The organism is Streptomyces sp. OR43 (assembly GCF_008042275.1).
GTDB lineage: Bacteria > Actinomycetota > Actinomycetes > Streptomycetales > Streptomycetaceae > Streptomyces.
In genome coordinates, this window is record NZ_RDBK01000043.1 from 4,236,136 (window position 1) to 4,256,539 (window position 20,404).

The following is a 20,404-nucleotide window of genomic DNA, read 5'->3' on the forward strand; positions in this document are numbered from 1 at the left end:
ATCAGTCGTCATCAGTCGTGCAGCCCGCATTCGGTCTTGCCGCGCCCGGCCCAGCGTCCGGCCCGTGCGTCCTCGCCCTCCAGCACCCGCCGGGTGCAGGGGGCGCAGCCCACGGAGGCGTAACCGTCCATCAGCAGCGGGTTGGTGAGCACCCCGTGCTCGGCGACGTACGCGTCGACGTCGTCCTGGGTCCAGCGGGCGATCGGCGAGACCTTGACCTTCTGCCGCTTCTCGTCCCAGCCGACCACCGGGGTGTTCGCCCGGGTGGGGGACTCGTCGCGGCGCAGCCCGGTGGCCCAGGCCGTGTACGAGGTCAGGCCCTTTTCCAGGGGCCCGACCTTGCGCAGCTTGCAGCAGAGGTCGGGGTCGCGGTCGTGCAGTTTCGGGCCGTACGCGGCGTCCTGCTCGGCCACGGTCTGCCGCGGGGTGAGTGTGATGACGTTGACGTCCATCACCGCGTCCACCGCGTCACGGGTGCCGATCGTCTCGGGGAAGTGGTAGCCCGTGTCGAGGAAGACGACGTCCACCCCGGGCAGCGCCCGGGAGGCGAGGTGCGCGACGACCGCGTCCTCCATCGACGACGTCACACAGAACCGCTTGCCGAAGGTGCGGGTGGCCCACTGGAGGATCTCCAGGGCGGAGGCGTTCTCCAGCTCGCGGCCCGCGCGCTCGGCCAGCTCCCTGAGCTCGGCCGCCGAGAGCTTGTCGGCCTGCAGAGTGTCCGTCATATCCCGTCCCCTTCACCGTTGTTGCGCTCCAGCCCCCGGGCCAGCAGGCCCAGGAACTTCAGCTGGAACGCCCGGTTGCAGGAGGCGCATTCCCAGGCTCCGTGACCGGCCTCGTGCGGGAGCAGGTCCTCGTCGCCGCAGTACGGGCAGTGGAACGGTGCGGCGCGCTCGCTCATGACAGCGACTCCGCACTGGCCCGGGCCGCCCAGGTCGCGAAGCGCTCGTCGTCCTCGCGCTCCTTCTGGAAGTTCCCGAGCACCCGCTCGACGTAGTCGGGCAGTTCGGCCGACGTGACCTTCAGGCCGCGGACCTTGCGGCCGAAGCCGGCCTCCAGGCCGAGCGCGCCGCCCAGGTGGACCTGGTAGCCCTCCACCTGGTTGCCCTCGTCGTCCAGCATGAGCTGGCCCTTGAGGCCGATGTCAGCGGTCTGGATACGGGCGCAGGCGTTGGGGCAGCCGTTGATGTTGATGGTGAGCGGCTCGTCGAACTCCGGGAGGCGGCGCTCCAGTTCGTCGATGAGCGAGGCGCCGCGCGCCTTGGTCTCGACGATCGCCAGCTTGCAGTACTCGATGCCCGTGCAGGCCATCGTGCCGCGGCGGAAGGGTGACGGCTTCACCTGGAAGCCGAGCTCCTCGAGGCCGGCCACCAGGGAGTCGACCTGATCCGGCTCCACGTCGAGGATCAGCATCTTCTGCTCGACCGTGGTGCGCAGCCGGTCCGATCCGTGCGCGGCCGCCAGATCGGCGATCTTGGTGAGGGTGGGACCGTCGACCCGGCCGACACGGGGCGCGAAGCCGACGTAGCGGCGGCCGTCCTGCTGCTCGTGGACGCCCACGTGGTCGCGCCAGCGGCTGCTGGGCTGCTCGGGCGCGGGGCCGTCGAGCAGGGGACGCTTCAGGTACTCGTCCTCCAGTACCTGACGGAACTTGACGGGGCCCCAGTCGGCCATCAGGAACTTCAGCCGGGCACGGGTGCGCAGCCGCCGGTAGCCGTAGTCCCGGAAGATCCCGACCACGCCGGCCCAGACGTCGGAGACCTCGTGCAACGGCACCCAGGCGCCGAGGCGTTCGGCGAGCCGCGGGTTGGTCGAGAGGCCGCCGCCGACCCAGAGGTCGAAGCCGGGGCCGTGTTCGGGGTGGACGACGCCGACGAAGGCGATGTCGTTGATCTCGTGGACCACGTCCTGCACGGGCGAGCCGGAGATCGCGGTCTTGAACTTGCGCGGCAGGTTGGAGAACTCCTTGCTGCCGATGTAGCGGTCGTGGATCTCGTCGACCGCCGGGGTCCCGTCGATGATCTCGTCGGCGGCGATCCCCGCCACCGGGGAGCCGATGATCACTCGGGGGCAGTCGCCGCAGGCCTCCGTCGTGGACAGGCCGACGGCCTCCAGCTTCTCCCAGATGGCCGGAACGTCCTCGATGCGGATCCAGTGCAGCTGGATGTTCTGCCGGTCGGTGACATCGGCGGTGCCCCGCGCGTACTTCTCGGAGACCTCGCCGATCGCCCGCAGCTGGGCCACGGTCAGCCGGCCGCCGTCGATCCGGACCCGCAGCATGAAGTAGCGGTCGTCCAGCTCCTCCGGCTCCAGCACGGCGGTCTTGCCGCCGTCGATGCCGGGCTTGCGCTGGGTGTACAGCCCCCACCAGCGCATGCGTCCGCGAAGGTCGTTGGGGTCGATGGAGTCGAACCCGCGCTTGGAGTAGATCGTCTCAATGCGTGTCCGCACGTTGAGACTGTCGTCGTCCTTCTTGAACTGCTCATTGCCGTTCAGCGGGGTGTAGTGCCCCAGGGCCCACTGACCTTCGCCACGGTGGCGGCCCGCTTTACGGCGGGGCGCGGCGGGCGCGGGCTGTTCCGGGGTAGCGGCCATGACAGTACGTCCTTCGGGACTGCAGGAGGGCGGCTCTGAACTGCACACTCGCGTCTGGGCGCGGCGGTGCGCAGGGTTTGCAGAGAAAGGGTGATCGCGGCGGTGCTGGAACTCTCAGCTCGCCGGACAGATGGCGCTGGACATGCGGCCGAGGTCGACGTGGCGTCGACTCACCAAGGCAATTCCAGTTCCAGACATGACGGAAGCGTGTCACGCGGGTCTCCGGGCAGTCCACCACTATCCATGATGTGGACGAGACTGTCCCGACACGTGAGATGATGTGGCGCCCGTCACGTGGATGACGGGCGCCTGGTGGCCGGAATACCGGACAACCATGTGCATTTCTTACATGTCTTACAAGCGCTTCTTCCGGGCGCTCCGATGAAGGGTTCCTGCGAGAGGTCCTACAGAAGCGGCGCCCGGCCGGACTCGGGCCACGGACCCGGGGTGGCGACGTCGGGCTCCAGCTCCGTCCTGGTGTCGAACAGCCGGAAACCGCGGCGCAGGTAGTTGCCCATCGCGTGCGGCCCGTCCTTGGAACAGGTGTGGACCCACACCCGCTTCGTCGCGGGCCGCTCCGGCCACCGCTCCGCCAGGTCCCAGGCGCGGGCGACCCCGTACGAGAGCAGATGCCCGCCGATCCGGCGGCCCCGGAAGGCCGGGAGGAGACCGAAGTACATGATCTCGACCGCGCCGTCGTCCTGCGGGTCCAGCTCCACGTACCCGGCCGGCGTCCCGTCCACGTACGCCACCCAGGTCTCCACGCCCGGCCGGTCCAGCACCTCCTGCCACTGCGCGTACGTCATCGACAGCCGGTCCGTCCACTGGATGTCGCCGCCGACGGCCGTATAGAGGAAGCGGCTGAACTCGGGCAGCGGCACCTCCGACCTGACGATCCGCACCTGCGGGCCGGGCACGGCCGAGGGCTGCAGATCGTCGGGGGAGGTCTGCTCCAGGGACCAGACGGTCACCTCGGCGAGGGCGGGGTCGGAGGGACGCTCGGGGTTGCTCATGACGGCCAGAAAACCATGCCCCGCCTGCCCGGCCCAAGCCGGTACCGGCCCCAGGCGCCCCGGGCCTGCGGGGACACGGGTTCATGAGGCGCTGCGGGCCGCCACCACCACCGGCGCCTTCGACCGGGGGAGCAGATCGCCCGGATGCTCCGGACCGATCACCTCGACCTCGACGCCCTCCCCGAAACGGTACGGGCGGTGGGCCAGCACCTCCGCGAGATGGCGGCGCAGCCGGGAGATCTCGGCCCGGACCGTCACCGTCCTGGTCGGATCGCCGAAGATGTCCTCGGCCAGCTCGGACGCCGTACGCCCCTCGGGGCACCGGGCCAGCGCGTACAGCAGCTCGGCGTGGCGCGGGGACAGCCGCTGCGTCCACGTGCCCACCGGGCTCACCACGTTCACCGTCAGGCGGCCCGGCATGCTCAGATCCAGCACGACCCGGCGCGGCGGGGTGTCCATCGCACCGTCGGCCACCTGCACCAGCCACCCGCCCGGCAGCGGTTCCACCCGGCACATCCCGAGCGAGGGCAGCCACACACGGCCAGGCTGCACGGACTTGGGCAGTGGCAGCCGGTCCACCGGCGGCATCCCGGTCACCGCGGCCAGCCAGCCGTTCGCGTCCACTGCCAGCGCCCGGCCCCCCAGCCGGCACAGCATCGGCGCCGCCACCGAACGCAGCCGGTCGATGGCCTGGAGGTGCCGGGTCCTGATCTCGCTCTCGGCCAGCCGGGCCACCGACCCGACCAGGGCGAGCGTCGTGGGATGGAAGGTGTTCGCCGGACCGCTGATGTCGACGATCCCCATCAGGCGGCCGTCGCGCGGATCGCGCACCGGGGCCGCCGCGCACGTCCACCCGTGCAGACTGCGGACGAAGTGCTCCGCGGAGTGGACCTGCACCGGGGCGCGCGAGGCGAGCGCGGTACCGATCGCGTTGGTTCCGGTGATCTCCTCCGACCAGGCGGCGCCCTCGGCCAGACAGATGTCGTCCGCCCGGCGCAGGATGCCCGTGTTGCCCTGGCGCCACAGCACCCGGCCCTCCACATCGGTGACCACCATGATCTGCTGCGAGGCGTCGGCGATGCTCACCAGGCCGTCACTGAGCAGCGGCATGACCTCGCCCAGCGCGGAACTCCGGCGCCGGTGCTCGATCTCCTCCAGCTCCAGCAGCACGCTCTGCGTGGTCTGCTCCGGATCGATTCCGCTGCGCAGCACCCGGTCCCACGAGGCCCCGATCTCCGCCCGCGGCTGGACCGGCATCCTCTGGCCGGCCATCCGCGCCTCCCGGGCGCGGTGGAGCAGGCGCGTGGCCCGCTCCTCCCGCCCGGCAGGGCGCCTCACATCGACAGGACTTGTCTCCACGTCCGGATCCCCCTAGGTGCCAGTGCCAGCGTCAGAACCAGGACCGTGCCAAGGGCCACGGGGTCATCCTGCCGCGTCGCGGTTCCCGGTGTCGCAACTCCACACAATGGTTGCAACCCTCTGCAACTCTGGCGACGGTCCCCCGGCCGTACGAGAGTGGCGGTACACCGCACGGTGGGGTTTCGGCCCCGAAGTCCGGTGTGTACAGCATGGGGGGTGGTGCCGTGTCGGCGCAGCACCACCCCCTGTTGCTGCCCCGCCCGGATCAGCGCTCCACGGGCCGGGCCCGTTCCACGACCGAGGCCAGGTCCAGCGTGTGCGGCAACGTTCCGAACGCCGCACCCCACTCCCCGCCCAGACGTGACGCGCAGAACGCGTCGGCGACCTCCGGCGGGGCCCAGCGCACCAGCAGCGAACCCTGCAGCACCAGCGCCATCCGCTCCACGAGCCGGCGGGCCCGCGCCTCGATGCCCTGCAGATCGGCGAGCTCGGTGAGCAGGTCCCTGATCGCCCGGTCGAGCCGGTGGTCGGCGCCCCGAGCCCGCCCGACCTCCTGGAGGAACGCGTTCAGCGCCAGCGGCTCACGCTGCAGCGCACGCAGCACATCCAGCGCCTGTACGTTCCCCGAGCCCTCCCAGATCGAGTTCAGCGGCGCCTCGCGCAGCAGCCGGGGCATCCCCGACTCCTCCACATAGCCGTTGCCGCCCAGGCACTCCAGCGCCTCGGCCACCAGCGGGGCGCACCGCTTCGTCACCCAGTACTTCGCCGCCGGCACCGCGATCCGCAGGAACGCCGACTCGTCCTCGGTCCCGGCGTCGTACGCCGCGGCGAGACGCATCGCCAGCACCGTCGCCGCCTCCGACTCCAGCGCCAGATCGGCCAGCACGTTACGCATCAGCGGCTTGTCGGCCAGCGGCCCGCCGAACACCCTGCGGTACGTGGAGTGGTGGACCGCCTGCGCCACCGCCTGCCGCATCAGCGCCGCCGAACCGGTCACACAGTCCAGCCGGGTCGCCGCCACCATGTCGATGATGGTGCGCACCCCGCGCCCCTCCTCACCGACCCTGCGCACCCACGTACCGTCGAACTCGACCTCGGCCGAGGCGTTGGACCGGTTGCCCAGCTTGTCCTTGAGCCGCTGGATCGCGAACACGTTGCGGGTGCCGTCGGGCAGCACCCGGGGCAGCAGGAAACACGTCAGCCCGCCGGGGGCCTGCGCCAGCACCAGGAACCCGTCGGACATCGGAGCCGAGCAGAACCACTTGTGCCCGGTGAGCAGATACTCGCCCTCACCGGACAGCGGCTCGGCGCGCGTCGTGTTGGACCGCACGTCCGTGCCGCCCTGCTTCTCCGTCATGCCCATCCCGAGGAGCGCCCCGGCCTTCTGCCCGGCCGGCCGCAGCTCCTCCTCGTACACCCGGGAGGTCAGCAGCGGCTCCCACTCCTGCGCCACCGCCGGATCGGTCCGCAGCGCGGGTACCGCCGCGTGCGTCATGGAGAGCGGGCAGCCGTGGCCCGCCTCGGCCTGCGTCCACACCAGGAAGCCGGCGGTCCGGCGTACATGCCCGCCCGGCCGGTCCCAGGCGTCGGTGAGACCGGCGGTGACGGCGTGGCCGAGCAGCCGGTGCCAGGCCGGATGGAACTCGACCTCGTCGACGCGGTTGCCGTAGCGGTCATGGGTGCGCAGCCGCGGCGGATTGTCGTTGGCCTGCGTCCCCCACTCCGCGGCCTGGGCGGATCCGGCGGACCTGCCGAGCTCGGCGAGACCGCCGCGCGCATCGTCGAGCAGGTCGGCCGGGAGGTGCCGTTCCACGGCTTCGGTGAGGACCCGGTCCGCGCCGAAGACGTCGTAGCCGAGGAGGGGAGGGGCCTGGTTGGACACTGTGTGGGTGGTGGCTGCCATGCCGATACGGTAAGGACGTGCAGGCAGCAAATGAAACACCCGAGCGGCCACCGGGCCGGCTCCACCGGGCCAGAGTGCTCTACCGCAACGTGTCCAAGCGGCAACTGGCCTGGCAGTTGCTGAAGGACACCGTGAACTCGTGCATGGAGTACCGCATTCTGGGACTCGCCGCCGAGGCGGCGTTCTTCACCCTGCTGTCCCTGCCCCCGCTGCTCCTCGGACTCATCGGCCTGCTCGGGTACGTCGACGAGTGGACCAGCACCGCGACGGTGGCCTCCATCGAGCGCAACATCCTGAGCGCCGCCCACACGGTGCTCTCCGAGCGCGGCGTCAACGACTTCGCCAAACCGCTCCTGGCGGACGTCACCACCGGGGCCCGGCCCGATGTCATCTCGATCGGCTTCGCGATCGCGCTCTGGTCCGGCTCCCGCGCGGTCAACGTCTTCATCGACACGATCACCGTCATGTACGGGCTCGACGGCCAGCGCGGCATCGTCAAGACCCGGATGCTCGCCTTCCTGCTGTACGTGGTGGCGCTGCTGCTGGGTGCGGTCGTACTGCCGCTGCTGGTCGTCGGTCCCGACCGGGTCGTGGAGTTCATCCCCTGGGGCACCGAGCTCATAAGCGTCCTGTACTGGCCCCTGGTGATATTGCTGTCCATCGCCTTCCTGACGACGCTCTACCACGTCTCCGTCCCCGTCCGCTCGCCGTGGATCGAGGACATGCCGGGCGCCCTGATGGCGCTGGCGATGTGGGTGCTCGGCAGCTTCCTGCTGCGGATCTACCTCACCAGCACCGTCGAGGGGCCCACGATCTACGGATCCCTGGCCGCTCCCATCGCGGTCCTGCTGTGGATCGGCATCTCCGCGTTCGCGGTGCTGGTGGGCGCCGCGGTCAACGCGGCCATCGACCGGGTGTGGCCCTCGGTGGCGACAGCGGCGGCCCGCGCGGCCAACGACCGGGTGCGCGCGGCCCAGGCCGCCGAGTTCGTGGCCCGTACCCAGGCGGAGAGCCGGTACGGCGACTGGGACGACGAAGGGGACGGGGACGAAGGCGACAGCCCGTACATGCCGTCCGAGTTCCCCGAGCGCTGGTCCCGGTTCCTGCCGCCGGACGACGTGAAGTCCCGGCTGCAGCCGAGCCGCGAGAAGGAAGCGGACAAGCCGCAGCCGCACGGCGACTGAGCCCCGCCCCGTCCGGCCGCGCAACCGGAGCATCCCGGCCGGCCCCGGCTGTCACCGTCGCGGCGCTGCGGGCGGTGAACTCCATCGGCGCCGCCATGACCGCCCCGGGATGACCGTTGCGCCCGCTCCCCGCCGGTCGGCGACACTGGTGCCATGGGCGATCGTTACGAAGAGCGCGGGTCACGGGTGGACGGTGCCAAGGTCTGGACCCTGACCGTGCCGCGGGGAACGTTCCACCCGGTGCTCCCCGATGGCTGCATGGACCTGCTCTGGATCGGCGGCAGGCTCCTCGTCGCGGGCCCGGACACCCGCGCGGAAGCCCCCTCCGGAGCGGACGGCGGCAGCTACGCGGGCATCCGCTTCGCCCCCGGCACGGCGCCCGCCCTGCTGGGCGTGGCGGCGCACGAGCTACGGGACCGCCGCGTCGCCCTGGCCGATCTGTGGCCGTCGGCCCTGGTCCGGGAGCTCACCGAGCGGGTCGCCTGCGCCGCCGATCCGGCCGCCGCGCTGGAGGACATCGCCGTGCGCCGGGCCGCGCACACCCGGCCGCCGGACCCGGCGATGCGGTCCGTCGCCGCGCAACTGGACGGCGGCCGCACCGTCGCACAGACCGCGCAGACGGTCGGCCTCGGCGCCCGTCAGCTCCACCGCCGCTCACTGGCCGCCTTCGGCTACGGCCCCAAGACGCTCGCCCGGGTCCTGCGGCTGCAGCGGGCACTGGCCCTCGTCCGGGCGGGGAAGCCGTACGCCGAGGCCGCTCTCCTGGCAGGCTGCGCCGACCAGGCACATCTCGCCCGGGAGATGCGCGAGCTTGGCGGTACCACCCTGACCGCGTACTTCGCGGATGCTCCCCAGGTTCTGGATCAGGCCGGACCGCCCGAGCCCGGCGTGATCCGAACGTAAGGCCTCAAGGGGTCCCGTCGGCGGCGGCGAACAGCGACACCGCGCAGCCGTCCGGGTCCAGGACCACCGCGTACCGCTGTCCCCACTCCGCGTCCCACGGCTCCAGATGGCCCCGGTACCCGGCGCCGGTCAACTCGGCGTAGACGGCGTCGACCTCCGCCGGGCTGTCGCAGAGGAAGGCGAGACCCAGCCGCTCCCCGCCGTCTGCCGCCGCCCACCGAGGATCGAAGGAGCGGACGACGTCCTCGGTGTCCCACAGCAGCCGTTGCCCGCCCGGAAGCGTCACTTCGACATGGGGTGCGGACTCCGCGCCGAGCGGAATACCGAGGCCCAGCCGGCGGTAGAAGGCGAGTGACGCGGCCAGATCCGCAGTCGTGAGGGAGAAGGCGTCGAGTCGTGGTGTCATGGGACGACCGTAGGCCGGGGTCCGGCCCACGGTCTTGAACGAATCGGACGCCTCACCCGGCCCCCAGTCCTCACACTGCGGGGCCCCGCTCCCCGATCCGGTCGAAACGGCACGCCTCAAGCCTCCAGGCAGTCCGCCGGCGAGGTGCCCGGGTCCGTCAGCGCCAGCCCCAGCGCCGCGCGTTCGGTGACCCAGCGGGTCGGGCGGTGGCGCGGGTCGCCCGTCGTGGCGTGCAGCGCCCGGTGCAGCTCCAGCATCCGGGCAGCGCCGATGCGGTCGCCCCAGGCCAGCGGGCCCACCGGATAGCCGAGACCGGTCGTCACCGCCAGATCGATGTCGCCCGGCGTCGCCAGCGCGCGTTCCGCGATCGACGCCGAGACCGACACGATCGACGCGAGCAGCCGCTGCGCGACCGAGCCCGCGGTGTCCCGGACCACCGACACCGCGAACGGCTCGCCGCCGTCCGAGGCCCGCGCCAGCACCGCGCGGGCGTCCCGTGCCGCCGCGGCCTCCACGGCCGGAGTCACGGCCAGCACCCGGCGGCGCCCGGCCGGCGGCAGCGGGTCCACCCCGAAGGTGCGCCCCGCGGGCAGCCCGTGCGCGGCCACGGCCGAGGCGACCGTGGTGCCCCAGACCGGAACCAGGACCAGCGCCCCGGCAGGCACGTCGGCGCCGGTCACCACCGTGGCGCCCGCCGCCGACAGAGCCTCCCGGAGGGCCACCGCGTCGTCCGTGGCCGGGGACGCGGCGACGATGTGCACCGGCCGGTCCCGGTCACCGGTGACCGGGGCCTCCGATGCGGGCGCGGCGGCCTCGGGTCCGTACGGGAACCAGCCGCGTCCCGTCTTGCGCCCGTGCAGCCCGGCCGCCACCCGGTTCGGGGTCAGATACGAGGGCCGGAGCCGGTCCTCGTGCCGGAAGCCGTCCCAGATCGAGTCGATGACGGCGGCGGTCACATCGAGTCCGGTCAGGTCCATCAGCTCGAACGGACCCATGCGCAGACCCAGCACGTCCCGCGCGACGCGGTCGATGTCCGCCGGGTCGGCGACCGTCTCCTCCAGCAGCGCCAGCGCCTCCGTCACCAGCCCGCGCCCGGCATGGTTGACGAGGAAGCCGGGCGTGTCGGCGACCGTGACGGCACGGTGCCCGCAGCTCTCCACGAGCGCGGTCAGCAGCGGCGGGATCCCGGGCCGCGTCGCGGCACCGGGCACGACCTCGACGATCCGCATCAGCGGGACCGGATTGAAGAAGTGCAGCCCGGCCAGACGCGTCGGGTCCTTCAGCGCGGCGGCGATCCGGGTCACGGAGAGCGAGGACGTGTTGGTGGCGAAGACGGCCGACGCGGGCAGCACCGCCTCCAGCCTGCCGAAGACCTCCGTCTTGGTGGCCAGGTCCTCCCGTACGGCCTCGATGACCAGCTCGACGTCCGGGCCTGCGGCCCACGGGTCGTCCAGCGCGACCAGCCGCTCCAGGGCGCCGGCCGCCTCCTCGGCCGTCATCCGGCCCTTCCGCACGGCCCGTTCCAGCATGGACCGTACGAAAGCGGCCGCCTCCGCCACCGCCTCCGCCCGCACGTCGCACAGCTCCACGGTGTGTCCGGCGACGGCCGCCCACTGGGCGATGCCGCGGCCCATGGCTCCGGCGCCGACGATCCTGATACGCATGGTGGTCATGGTCCTCTCGATGGGGCGGGTGACGGACGGGCGACTGCGGATCAGCGCAGGTACACGCGGTCCGGGTCGACATCCTCGCGCAGCAGCCGCAACTCCGCCGCGGTCGGGGGTGGCACCTCGTCGACCGTGTCGGCGGCCCGCAGCTCCCAGCCGGTCGCGGCCCGCACCTGCTCCACGGTGACCCCCGGCTGGACGGCGACCAGCCGCAGTTCCTCTCCGACGCCCTCGCGGGCCAGGATGCCGAGTTCGGTGATGACCCGGGTGACGCCGGAGCCCAGTGGGCGGATGCCGTCGGCGAGCGCGCGGTCGGGCCCCGGAGTGGTGCAGAAGTCGAGCTCCGCGGGGAAGGAGCGCGGATGGTGACGGCGCATCACCACGAAGACCTCGCGGGAGTTCGCCATCACCTCGACACCGCCGCCCGACCCGGGCAGCCGGACGGCCGGGGCGGCCCAGTCGCCGATCACCGACGTGTTGAGGCTGCCCCAGCGGTCGATCTGCGCGGCGCCGAGGAAGCCCACGTCGATGTGACCGCCCTGCAGGACACAGCCGAAGAGCATCGGCATCGAGATCACCGCCTCCGCCCCCGTGATCAGGACGGCGTCGGCGATGGTCTCCGGCAGTCGCGCGGGGTGGGCGCCGCAGACCCCGGACTCGTACACCACCTCGATGTCCGGGGCGACCGTCAGATGGGCCAGTTCGGTGGCCAGGGTCGGCAGTCCGATTCCGGCGAACACGGTCCGGCGCGCGGCCAGTTCGCGGGAGGCGACGACGGCGAGCAGCTCGGACGAGGTGACGGCGTCCGGTGCGGTGACGGTCACGGCCGGTCCCTTCCCGTGCTCTGCGGCGGCAGTTCCTCCGGAGCCGCTCACAGCCGGCGCCCGTAGTCGACCGGCTCGCTGAGCGCCTCGCCCACCGCGAGCCCCGCCCAGAACTCCTCGCCCAGCCGGTCGACGTACTCCGCGTGGTCCGCCGTGCCGCGCACCCACTCGTCCAGCCAGTCCTGGAGCCGCCGCGGGTCCTTGCTGATGTGCGACCAGGCCCGGTAGAAGGCGTTGTCCCGGTCGTAGTACCCCTGGGCGAAGGAGGGATGCGCCCCGCGCGGGCAGCAGACCACCGCGTCGACGGCGTGCGCGGGGACGAGCGTGCGGTTGGGGTCCGAGCGGATCACCTCGTCGGCCACGATCTCCTCCACGACGACGACCGCCTTGTCCGCCGCGTACACCGCCTCGGCCTGGACGCCCGTCAGTCCCCATATCTGGGTGTTGCCCCGGCGGTCGGCGCGCTGGGCGTGGATGATCGTCACATCCGGGTTGACGGGCGGTACGACGTAGATCTGCTCGGGCTCGCCGTCCGGGCCGGGATAGGGCGAAGTGACCTTGCGGATATCGCTGTTGACGGAGGGAAGATCGCTGCCGCCGTAGGAGCGCAGCGGGTGGAACGGCAGCCGCTGCGCGCCGGCGAGATAGCGGCAGATCATGCCGTAGTGGCTGTACTCCTCGAACGCGAGGGGCGCCGGGTCCGCGCTCTCCACCCGTCGGCGGAGCTCACCGAGCGATCCCGCCGAGGAGTTGCCGACGAACGAGGAGACCAGCCGCGTCACACAGCCCGCTGCGATCATCTGGTCCACGACGATGTCCGCGGTCATCCGTACGACGGTGAGGTCGCGGCGGCCCTGGCGGATGATCTCGTGACCCGCGGCGGTCGGGATGAGATGCGTGAAGCCTTCGAGGCAGACGGTGGCGCCGTCCTGGACGAAGGCGGCGATCGCCTCCTTCATCGACATCGACTTGTCGGTCCGGTCCGTCAGGGCCACGGTGCTCCTCTGCGTGTGCGGGCGCGCGCGTCGCCCCACGGTGCCAGCGCTCATTGTTCGGCGTCCAATACCGAATTAAGCTCGGATCAAGACGAACGAGCTATCAATGGGTGCCAAGCTGCCAAGCTGCCAAGGTGTCGAGGGAGGTACGGGCATGGAACTGCGCCATCTGTTCGCGTTCGTCGCCGTGGCCGAGGAACTGCACTTCGGCCGGGCAGCCAAGCGGTTGCAGATGGCCCAGCCGCCACTGAGCCAGCAGATCCGTCAGCTGGAGAAGGAACTGGGCGTCCAGCTCTTCGAGCGCAATACCCGCTCGGTGCGGCTGACCAGTGCGGGGGAGTCCTTCCTCCAGCCGGTGCGGACCGTGATCGAGGACCTCGACACCGCCGTACGGGCCGCGAAGGCGGCCGGCCGCGGCGAGTACGGGCGGGTCAGCATCGGCTTCGCGGGAGCCTCCAGCCACGAGACGCTGCCCCGGCTGACCCGGGCGGTGCGCGCGGCCCACCCCGGGATCGAGCTCGTGATGACCGGCCAGACGTACGCCAACGTCGCGCTCGCCCGGGTCGCGGACGGCTCGCTGGACCTGGGGTTCGTGCGGCTGCCGGTGACGCAGCCGGGTGTGACCTTCCGGGTGATCGACGAGGAGGAGCTGGTGTGCGCACTGCCCTCCGACCATCCGCTCGCCGCCCGGGACAGCGTTCCGCTGGAGGTGCTGGCCGGGGAGCCGTTCGTCTCGTTCCCCGCCAACACCGGCTCCACCGTCCGCGACGCCATGGTCGGGGCCTGCGAGGCCGCCGGGTTCAACCCGCGGGTGGTGCAGGAGGCCCCCGACTCGTACACGATTTTGGCCCTGGTCGCCGCGGGCGTCGGGGTGACCCTCACCGTCACGTCCGTCCAGCACATCCAGCAGAGCGGTCTCGTCTACCGGCCTCTCGCCGGACCGCCGATCAGACGGCAGGCGGCTCTGGCCTGGCGGGCCGACAACCCCTCGGCCGCCCTGCGCGCGGTGCTCGCCGTGGCGGAGGACGCGCTGCCCACCCCTCGCCCGGCCGATTGAGACGCGCAGCGTCTTGAATCAGGGGGAACTGGATATTGGACCGACTCAGTCGCGGGTGCGAGGGTCGTGTCAGACCTCTGTCTTCTTCTGTCCCGCTCCCGGACTCTGTCCTGCTTCCGGACTCCGTCCCGCTCCCGGAAAGGCCCCGCTGTGCCCGACCCGAACGATGTCGTGATCTGCGAACCGCTGCGTACCCCCATCGGCCGCTTCGGCGGGGCGTTCGCCGGGCAGAAGCCCGCCGCCCTCGCCGCCCGCGTCATCGCCGAGGTCGTCGCCCGCACGGGGATCGATCCCGACCGGGTCGACGAGGTGATCCTCGGACACGCCTACCCGTCCTCGGACGCCCCTGCCATCGGCCGGGTCGCCGCTCTGGACGCCGGGCTCCCGCAGACGGTCACCGGCCTCCAGACCGACCGCCGCTGCGGCTCCGGTCTCCAGGCCGTCCTCGACGCGGCGATGCAGATCAGGGCCGGGTTCAGCGAGGTGGTGATCGCCGGCGGCGTCGACGTGATGAGCGCGGCCCCGTACTACACGCACGACGGCCGCTGGGGCATCAAGGGCCCCGGCCTCCAGCTCCACGACTCCCTGGCGCGGGGCCGGGTCACCGCGGGCGGCGTCCACCACCCGGTGCCCGGCGGCATGATCGAGACGGCGGAGAACCTCCGCCGTGAGTACGGCATCAGCCGCGCCGACCAGGACGCCCTGGCCCTGCGCTCGCAGCAGCGCGCCGGCCGCGCCATGGCCGAGGGCCGGTACGAGGCGGAGACCGTCCCCGTCACCGTGAAGACCCCCAAGGCCGAAACCGTCGTCACCGCCGACGAACACCCCCGCCCCGACACCACCGCCGAACAGCTCGCCGGGCTCCGCCCCATCCTGGCCAAGTCCGACCCGGAGGCCACGGTCACCGCGGGCAACGCCAGCGGCCAGAACGACGCGGCGGCGGCCTGCCTGGTGACGAGCGCGGCCACCGCGGAGCGCCTCGGCCTCACCCCGCTGGTCAGGCTGGTCTCGTTCGCACGCGCGGGCGTGCCCGCCGCCACCATGGGCATCGGCCCCGTCCCGGCCACCCGCACCGCGCTCGCCCGCGCCGGACTCACGCTGGCCGACCTCGACCTGATCGAGCTCAACGAGGCCTTCGCCGCCCAGGTGCTGGCCTGCACCCGCGAACTGGGCCTCGGCGAGAAGGACCACGAGGAGCGGATCAACGTGAACGGCTCCGGGGTCTCGCTCGGCCATCCCGTCGGCGCCACCGGCGCCCGCATCCTCGCCACCCTCACCAGGGAACTGCACCGCCGCGAGGCCCGCTACGGCCTGGAGACCATGTGCATCGGCGGCGGCCAGGGCCTCGCCGCGGTCTTCGAGCGCCTCGCGGTCTGAGACCTGCCGAGCCCGGCGGCGGACCCGTCCGCCCCGGGCCCGGACTCCTCGGGCTTGCGGATCAGCGCTTCGCCGGCACGCGCGCGCCGGCCGCCGGCGCCGGTGCCACGTCCGCCAGGTGGTCCCGTTCCGCGTCCGGGTCCGTCAGCCGGTTCAGCCGCGCCGGTACGTCGAAGCCCACCAGCAGCACCACGATCAACGTGCCCGCGAACGTCAGCACCGCCAGCGCCTGCCCCAGGTCCATCCCGGAGGCGAGATGCGCCCCGAGGACCGGGGCGACCGCCCCGCCGAGGGCGCCCACGTTGTACGTGAAGCCGAGTGCCGCGCCCCGGCTCGCGGTCGGGAAGTGGCCGCCGATGTAGCGGGGGAGCAGCCCGGAGATGCCGAAGCTCGTCGCCTGGAGCAGGAAGAGCAGGATGCCGAGCAGCATCAGGTTGTCCCGTACCGCGAAGACCGGATAGACGAAGGCGAGTGAGGCCAGCAGCGTCAGCGCGTACGCCTTCTTCGTGCCGATCCAGTCGCCCAGGAAGCCCGCGACCCAGCAGCCGGCCATCGTGCCGAAGCCGGCGAAGTACAGGACGTCGGTGACCTGCTCCGTGGTGTAGCCCAGCTCGGTCTTCAGATACGTGGGCAGCAGGGCCTGGATGGGCCACGAGTACAGGAACGCGAAGAACAGCGTCACGATCATCGACAGGTACAGCACCCAGCCGCGCTTCCCGCCCAGCTGCACCGCGAAGGCGGCGAGCGAGAGTCCGGCGATCACGGAGAGCACCGGCACCATCCCGGCCCCGCCCGGGGTGAAGACGAGGAACAGCGAGACCGTGGCGAGGACGACCAGGACCGTGTTGGCGGTGGCCCGGGCCCGGGTGAGAAACAGCGGCCGGAACGGATGGGGCTTCGCGCCCTTGTCCGCGACGGACTCCGTCCACTCCTCGGCTTCCGGCAGCGCGCGCCGCATCCACAGCGCGATGGCGATCGGGATGAGGCCCAGGTAGAACATCCAGCGCCAGCCGAGTGAGGGGACCACCCAGTCGTAGACCTGGGCGGCGAGCACCGAGCCGACCGAGAAGCCGGAGATCAGGAAGCCGCTGGCCCGGTTGCGCAGGGCGGCGGGCCAGCTCTCCATGACGTACGTGGAACTGGCGCTGTACTCACCGGCCATGCCCATGCCGATGGCCAGCCGGGCGGCGAACAGACTGGTGTAGTTCCAGGCGAACCCGCAGGCGAAGGTACCCACCGAGTACAGCAGGATGCTGAGCACCATGGAGAGCTTGCGGCCGTAGCGGTCGCCGATGGCGCCGAGCACGGCGCCGCCCAGCCAGCGGGTGATGAACGCACCGGAGATCAGGCTGGCCGCCTGCACCGTGCTCAGGCCGAACTCGTCACTGATCTCGGTCAGGACGAGGGTGATCAGCACGAAGTCGAAGCCGTCGAGGACATAGCCGATCCAGGCGGCGAAGAACGACTTCCACTGGGTGCGGCTGACCTGGCGGTACCAGGGGAGCGTGGGGGGTGACGAGGTCTGCACGGTGACTCCAGGGTGCGGGACGGTGCCCGGTCATTTGAACAGCCGTCCCGCGGGTGGGGACAGGTCAGGGCCGGGTGATGCCTGCCACGAAGCGGGCGGTCAGAGCCGTGGGAGCGGTGATGGCGGTGCCGACGACGACGCTGTGGGCGCCGCGTGCCAGGGCCTCGGCCGCTTCCTCGGGGGTGTTGATACGGCCTTCGGCGACCACCGGTACGTCGATGGCGGCGGAGAGCGCCGCGACCAGTTCGAGGTCCGGGCCGGTCTGCTTCGGCGTTCCGGGGACGTAGCCGGACAGGGTGGTGGAGACGAAGTCCGCACCGAGCGAGGCCGCCGTAACGCCCTCGGCGAGGGTCGAGACGTCGGCCATGACCAGAGCGCCGGCCGCGTGGACCGCCTCGACGAGCTCGGCGAACGTCGAGCCGTCGGGGCGCGGCCGGTCGGTGGCGTCGGCGGCCACCACGGCCGCGCCCGCCTCGGCGACGGCCAGGGCGTGCCGGACGGTCGGGGTGATGAAGACGCCGACGTCGCCGTCCTTCCACAGACCGATGACCGGCAGGTCGACGACGGCGGTGATCGCGGCCACGACCTCCGGATCGTTCGCCCGGATCGCGGAGCCGCCACCGGCGACGGCCGACAGCGCCATCCGCACCAGCGTGGACGTCTCCCGCATCGGGTCCCCGGGGGGTGCCTGGCAGGACACGATCAGCTTGCCCCGGAGGGTGGTGGCCAGTTCCTGCGCGGTCATCGGAGAGCTCCCGGGTGGTGGAGGGGAAGGGTGGTGGTGAGGGAGGCCGCGCCGAGCACGGCCGCGTCGTGGCCGAGCAGCGGGGCCTGCGGGACGAGCCTGCGCAGCGGCCCCATCAGCTCCGCTGCGAACGCGGCGCGCAGGGCGTCCTCGTAGAGCGCGCCGATCCGTGGGACCCCGCCGCCGATCACGACCCGGTCGGGGCCGAACGCGTTGGCGAGCCCGCCGAGGACATGGCCGGCGGCGGCCGCACCGGTGGTGATGGCGGTGACGGCGTGGGCGTCGCCCCGCGCGGCGCGCGCGGCGACGGTTTCCAGACGGTCCACGGGGGCGCCGTTCAGCCGTGCGTAGTGGGCGGCGATCCCGGGCCCGGAGGCGATGACCTCCAGATGGCCGGTGGCACCGCAGGTGCAGGGCAGCCCGGCCGCCTCGGGGCTGGGCAGGTGGCCGACGTGCCCGGCGATGCCGGCCGCGCCGTGCAGCATCCGGCCGTCCACGGCGATGGCGCCGCCGACCCCGGTGCCGATGGCGGCGAAGAGCAGCGAGCCGTGGCCCTCCGTCTCCGCGTTCAGCGCGGCGAGTTCCGGCCCGGCGGTGGCGCGCACGTCGTTGTCGCAGGCCACCGCGTAGCCGGTGCGGTTGGCGAGCCCGACGCCCAGCGGGGTGCCCGCCCAGCCGCGCAGCGAGTCGGTGGCGCTGGTGACCATGCCGGTACGGGGGTCGATGACGCCGGCCGCCGCGATGCCGAGCATCGCGGCGCTGTGGCCGGGGTCGACTTCGGCGGCGGCCGCGGCGAGCGCGTCGAGCACCGCCGCGGCGCCTTCCCGTGCCGGGGTGGGCCTGCTGTGCCGGGCCAGGACCGTGCCGTCCGCCCCGAGGAGCGCGGCGGCGATCTTCGTACCGCCGAGGTCGAGGCCGACGACGGGCCCCGCGGCCGGTGCCGGCCGTGCCGAGGCGGTCATCGGACCGGCGGCAGACCGGCGTCGCGCAGCCGTCCGGAGACGAGCGCGACGGATTCGGCGGACAGCTGGATCTGCGGGAACGCGGTGTCGCCGCACTCGATGATGCCGAGCAGCTGGAGCGCCGACTTGAACGAGCCGAGCGCCGAGGAGCTGCGGCCCATGTCCGCCTCGGGGCCGACGTCGACCATGGCGAACAGTTCGATCAGCCGCTCCTGCTCCTTGGCGGCCAGCGTCCAGTCGCCCGCCCGCGCGGCCTCGTAGAGCCGTACGTAACCGGCCGGGTCCACGTTGCCGATGCCGGGGACGACACCGTCGGCGCCGGCGAGCAGGGCCGCGTCGACGGTCAGTTCGGAGCCGGTGAGGATGCTGAAGTCCGGGACCGGGCCGTCTCCCCGGCCCTCGCGGCCGCCGAGCTCGACGATGAGACGGCGCAGTCCGCCCTCGTCACCGCTGCTGTCCTTGAGCCCGGCCAGGGTGCCGTCCTCGGCGAGTTCGCGGACCAGGGCGGCGGACAGCTTGCTGTGCACGGCGACCGGGATGTCGTACGCGAACAGCGGCAGGTCCACTTCGGCGCGCAGCCGGCGGAAGTGCCCGGCGATCTCCTTGGCGTGGGTGCGGGTGTAGAACGGTGCGGTCGCGACCAGCGCGTCGGCGCCCAGGGCGGCGGCGGACTTGGCATGCTCGACGACCCGGGCCGTGGTGGTGTCGATGACTCCGGCGAGGACGGGGACGCGGCCGTCGGTCGCGTTGACGACGGTCTCCAGGACCGTGGCGCGCTGTTCGTCGGTGAGGTAGGCGACCTCGCTGGTGGACCCGAGTGCGAAGAGTCCGTGCACGCCCCCGCCGATGAGGTGCTCGACGAGGCGGACGAGCGACGTGGTGTCGATCTCCCCGCGGGAGTCGAGCGGAGTGCAGACCGGGGGGACGACGCCGCGCAACGGTGCGGTCAGAGACATGGTGAGGCTCCAGCTGATGGGGACACCGATCCGCGGCCTGAGTGGCTACCCGGATCGAGACGTGAGACGTAAGATGTCCTATGTCTGACTCACCTTAAACAGATGCTCCTGGGAACGGTCAAGGGGCAACGGCACCTCAGGAGGACGTTGTGGCGCGGCCCACCATGGCTCAGGACATCGAGCGCCGGATCAAGGAACTGATCCTGGAAAGACGGCTCGCGCCGGGCGACGCACTGCCCACGGAGTCCGAACTGATGGACCTCTTCGAGGCCGGCCGGGTGTCGGTGCGCGAGGCCCTCAAGTCGCTCCAGGCGGTCAACGTCGTGGAGATCCGCCGGGGTTACGGCACCTTCGTCGGCTCGCTCTCCCTGTCACCGTTCGCCGAGGCGCTCGCCTTCCGCGCGGCCGTCCGCCACCGCCAGGGCGAGCCGGGGCTCGCCGAGCTGATGAAGGTGCGCGAGGCGCTGGAGGCCGGGCTCGTCGGCACCGTCGCGGCCGGCGTCCCGGACGATGACCTCGACGTCCTGCGCGCCCTGGTCGCGAAGATGGAGGAGGAGGCGGGCGCGGGCCGGGTGGCGCGCTCCACCGACCGGGCGTTCCATCTCGCGCTCTACGCCTCGCTGGACAACCACCTGCTCAGCGAGGTGCTCGACGCGTTCTGGGCGGCCATGGACCGGGTTCGCGAGGACTTCGACGACGGTCACCAGGACCCGTCGGTCACCTGCACCCAGCACCGCGAGATCGTCGAGGCGGTCGCCGCGGCGGACGGTCTGCGGGCGGTACGGGCGATGCGTACGCACTTCGACGGCATCCGCGACCGCCTGGAACCGGCCCCGGTCCGCTGAGCCCCCGGCCGCTCAGCGCTCCGGCGTCGTTCCGGTGGGCCTGCCCGGGCATCACGGCTTCGGGGTCGTCCCGGTGGGCCTT

At 72.2% G+C, this 20,404-nt stretch carries 20 protein-coding genes; 5 read left to right on the forward strand and 15 right to left on the reverse strand.

Annotation, left to right across the window (positions count from 1 at the left end; all coding sequences use genetic code 11):
* Nucleotides 1-11: 11 nt before the first annotated feature.
* From EAO72_RS38145 to EAO72_RS38170, 7 genes are all read right to left on the reverse strand, one after another.
* Nucleotides 12-728 carry a phosphoadenylyl-sulfate reductase gene (locus tag EAO72_RS38145; protein WP_148021568.1) on the reverse strand — a complete coding sequence of 239 codons (717 nt, stop codon included), beginning with the start codon at nt 726-728 and terminating at the stop codon, nt 12-14.
* Nucleotides 725-904 (reverse strand): IS1 family transposase, encoded by a 180-nt coding sequence (locus tag EAO72_RS38150; protein WP_148021569.1) that lies wholly within the window; start codon nt 902-904, stop codon nt 725-727. Before EAO72_RS38150 ends, EAO72_RS38145 begins: the two co-directional genes overlap by 4 nt.
* Complete coding sequence (locus EAO72_RS38155) at nt 901-2,598, reverse strand: nitrite/sulfite reductase (protein ID WP_148021570.1); 1,698 nt, start codon at nt 2,596-2,598, stop codon at nt 901-903. The genes EAO72_RS38150 and EAO72_RS38155 overlap by 4 nt, the downstream gene beginning before the upstream one ends.
* A 114-nt stretch (nt 2,599-2,712) precedes the next feature.
* Nucleotides 2,713-2,796 carry a putative leader peptide gene (locus EAO72_RS43900; protein WP_309486338.1) on the reverse strand — a complete coding sequence of 28 codons (84 nt, stop codon included), beginning with the start codon at nt 2,794-2,796 and terminating at the stop codon, nt 2,713-2,715.
* Nucleotides 2,797-3,002: 206 nt separating this feature from the next.
* On the reverse strand, nt 3,003-3,611 hold the full coding sequence (locus EAO72_RS38160; protein WP_148021571.1) for a GNAT family N-acetyltransferase: 609 nt from the start codon (nt 3,609-3,611) through the stop codon (nt 3,003-3,005).
* A gap of 81 nt (nt 3,612-3,692) precedes the next feature.
* Nucleotides 3,693-4,883 (reverse strand): GAF domain-containing protein, encoded by a 1,191-nt coding sequence (locus tag EAO72_RS38165; protein ID WP_148021572.1) that lies wholly within the window; start codon nt 4,881-4,883, stop codon nt 3,693-3,695.
* Nucleotides 4,884-5,235: 352 nt separating this feature from the next.
* Nucleotides 5,236-6,873, reverse strand: coding sequence for an acyl-CoA dehydrogenase family protein (locus EAO72_RS38170; RefSeq protein ID WP_148021573.1), 1,638 nt, complete (start codon nt 6,871-6,873; stop codon nt 5,236-5,238).
* A 74-nt stretch (nt 6,874-6,947) separates the two neighbouring features.
* Here EAO72_RS38170 and EAO72_RS38175 point away from each other — a divergent pair, with 74 nt between their 5' ends.
* Entirely contained in the window at nt 6,948-8,057 is a 1,110-nt protein-coding gene (locus tag EAO72_RS38175) for a YihY/virulence factor BrkB family protein (RefSeq protein WP_148022273.1), read from the forward strand.
* A 153-nt stretch (nt 8,058-8,210) separates the two neighbouring features.
* Nucleotides 8,211-8,960, forward strand: a complete 750-nt coding sequence (locus tag EAO72_RS38180; protein WP_148021574.1) for a helix-turn-helix domain-containing protein — start codon at nt 8,211-8,213, stop codon at nt 8,958-8,960.
* 4 nt (nt 8,961-8,964) lie between these two features.
* Here the strand turns inward: EAO72_RS38180 and EAO72_RS38185 are convergent, their stop codons facing one another.
* From EAO72_RS38185 to EAO72_RS38200, 4 genes are all read right to left on the reverse strand, one after another.
* A complete protein-coding gene (locus EAO72_RS38185; protein WP_148021575.1) occupies nt 8,965-9,366 on the reverse strand; it encodes a VOC family protein in 402 nt (133 codons plus the stop codon).
* Nucleotides 9,367-9,482: 116 nt separating this feature from the next.
* Nucleotides 9,483-11,030, reverse strand: a complete 1,548-nt coding sequence (locus tag EAO72_RS38190) for a 3-hydroxyacyl-CoA dehydrogenase (protein WP_148022274.1) — start codon at nt 11,028-11,030, stop codon at nt 9,483-9,485.
* A 50-nt stretch (nt 11,031-11,080) separates the two neighbouring features.
* On the reverse strand, nt 11,081-11,857 hold the full coding sequence (locus EAO72_RS38195) for a CoA-transferase subunit beta (RefSeq protein WP_148021576.1): 777 nt from the start codon (nt 11,855-11,857) through the stop codon (nt 11,081-11,083).
* A 47-nt stretch (nt 11,858-11,904) separates the two neighbouring features.
* The gene (locus EAO72_RS38200; RefSeq protein ID WP_148022275.1) at nt 11,905-12,822 is read right to left on the reverse strand and encodes a CoA transferase subunit A; all 918 of its coding nucleotides are present in this window, start codon (nt 12,820-12,822) and stop codon (nt 11,905-11,907) included.
* A 184-nt stretch (nt 12,823-13,006) separates the two neighbouring features.
* Between EAO72_RS38200 and EAO72_RS38205 the strand changes: the two genes are divergently transcribed.
* Both EAO72_RS38205 and EAO72_RS38210 read left to right on the forward strand, forming a co-directional pair.
* Nucleotides 13,007-13,909: a LysR family transcriptional regulator gene (locus EAO72_RS38205; RefSeq protein ID WP_148021577.1), complete on the forward strand. Its 903-nt coding sequence runs from the start codon at nt 13,007-13,009 to the stop codon at nt 13,907-13,909.
* A 150-nt stretch (nt 13,910-14,059) separates the two neighbouring features.
* On the forward strand, nt 14,060-15,286 hold the full coding sequence (locus EAO72_RS38210) for an acetyl-CoA C-acetyltransferase (protein ID WP_148021578.1): 1,227 nt from the start codon (nt 14,060-14,062) through the stop codon (nt 15,284-15,286).
* A 61-nt stretch (nt 15,287-15,347) separates the two neighbouring features.
* Here the strand turns inward: EAO72_RS38210 and EAO72_RS38215 are convergent, their stop codons facing one another.
* The 4 genes from EAO72_RS38215 to EAO72_RS38230 form a co-directional block, all read right to left on the reverse strand.
* Complete coding sequence (locus EAO72_RS38215) at nt 15,348-16,814, reverse strand: sialate:H+ symport family MFS transporter (RefSeq protein WP_148021579.1); 1,467 nt, start codon at nt 16,812-16,814, stop codon at nt 15,348-15,350.
* Nucleotides 16,815-16,878: 64 nt separating this feature from the next.
* Nucleotides 16,879-17,559, reverse strand: coding sequence for an N-acetylmannosamine-6-phosphate 2-epimerase (locus tag EAO72_RS38220; RefSeq protein ID WP_148021580.1), 681 nt, complete (start codon nt 17,557-17,559; stop codon nt 16,879-16,881).
* Nucleotides 17,556-18,521: an ROK family protein gene (locus tag EAO72_RS38225; protein WP_148021581.1), complete on the reverse strand. Its 966-nt coding sequence runs from the start codon at nt 18,519-18,521 to the stop codon at nt 17,556-17,558. Before EAO72_RS38225 ends, EAO72_RS38220 begins: the two co-directional genes overlap by 4 nt.
* Complete coding sequence (locus EAO72_RS38230; RefSeq protein WP_148021582.1) at nt 18,518-19,477, reverse strand: dihydrodipicolinate synthase family protein; 960 nt, start codon at nt 19,475-19,477, stop codon at nt 18,518-18,520. Before EAO72_RS38230 ends, EAO72_RS38225 begins: the two co-directional genes overlap by 4 nt.
* Nucleotides 19,478-19,626: 149 nt before the next feature.
* Between EAO72_RS38230 and EAO72_RS38235 the strand changes: the two genes are divergently transcribed.
* The gene (locus tag EAO72_RS38235) at nt 19,627-20,322 is read left to right on the forward strand and encodes a FadR/GntR family transcriptional regulator (RefSeq protein WP_148021583.1); all 696 of its coding nucleotides are present in this window, start codon (nt 19,627-19,629) and stop codon (nt 20,320-20,322) included.
* Nucleotides 20,323-20,404 lie beyond the last annotated feature (82 nt).

Coding starts and splice junctions, on each gene's coding strand:
- EAO72_RS38145 (WP_148021568.1), bottom strand. CDS start 728: ATGACGGACACTCTGCAGGCCGACAAGCTCTCGGCGGCCGAGCTCAGG.
- EAO72_RS38150 (WP_148021569.1), bottom strand. CDS start 904: ATGAGCGAGCGCGCCGCACCGTTCCACTGCCCGTACTGCGGCGACGAG.
- EAO72_RS38155 (WP_148021570.1), bottom strand. CDS start 2,598: ATGGCCGCTACCCCGGAACAGCCCGCGCCCGCCGCGCCCCGCCGTAAA.
- EAO72_RS43900 (WP_309486338.1), bottom strand. CDS start 2,796: ATGTCTGGAACTGGAATTGCCTTGGTGAGTCGACGCCACGTCGACCTC.
- EAO72_RS38160 (WP_148021571.1), bottom strand. CDS start 3,611: ATGAGCAACCCCGAGCGTCCCTCCGACCCCGCCCTCGCCGAGGTGACC.
- EAO72_RS38165 (WP_148021572.1), bottom strand. CDS start 4,883: ATGGCCGGCCAGAGGATGCCGGTCCAGCCGCGGGCGGAGATCGGGGCC.
- EAO72_RS38170 (WP_148021573.1), bottom strand. CDS start 6,873: ATGGCAGCCACCACCCACACAGTGTCCAACCAGGCCCCTCCCCTCCTC.
- EAO72_RS38180 (WP_148021574.1), top strand. CDS start 8,211: ATGGGCGATCGTTACGAAGAGCGCGGGTCACGGGTGGACGGTGCCAAG.
- EAO72_RS38185 (WP_148021575.1), bottom strand. CDS start 9,366: ATGACACCACGACTCGACGCCTTCTCCCTCACGACTGCGGATCTGGCC.
- EAO72_RS38190 (WP_148022274.1), bottom strand. CDS start 11,030: ATGCGTATCAGGATCGTCGGCGCCGGAGCCATGGGCCGCGGCATCGCC.
- EAO72_RS38200 (WP_148022275.1), bottom strand. CDS start 12,822: ATGTCGATGAAGGAGGCGATCGCCGCCTTCGTCCAGGACGGCGCCACC.
- EAO72_RS38205 (WP_148021577.1), top strand. CDS start 13,007: ATGGAACTGCGCCATCTGTTCGCGTTCGTCGCCGTGGCCGAGGAACTG.
- EAO72_RS38220 (WP_148021580.1), bottom strand. CDS start 17,559: ATGACCGCGCAGGAACTGGCCACCACCCTCCGGGGCAAGCTGATCGTG.
- EAO72_RS38225 (WP_148021581.1), bottom strand. CDS start 18,521: ATGACCGCCTCGGCACGGCCGGCACCGGCCGCGGGGCCCGTCGTCGGC.
- EAO72_RS38230 (WP_148021582.1), bottom strand. CDS start 19,477: ATGTCTCTGACCGCACCGTTGCGCGGCGTCGTCCCCCCGGTCTGCACT.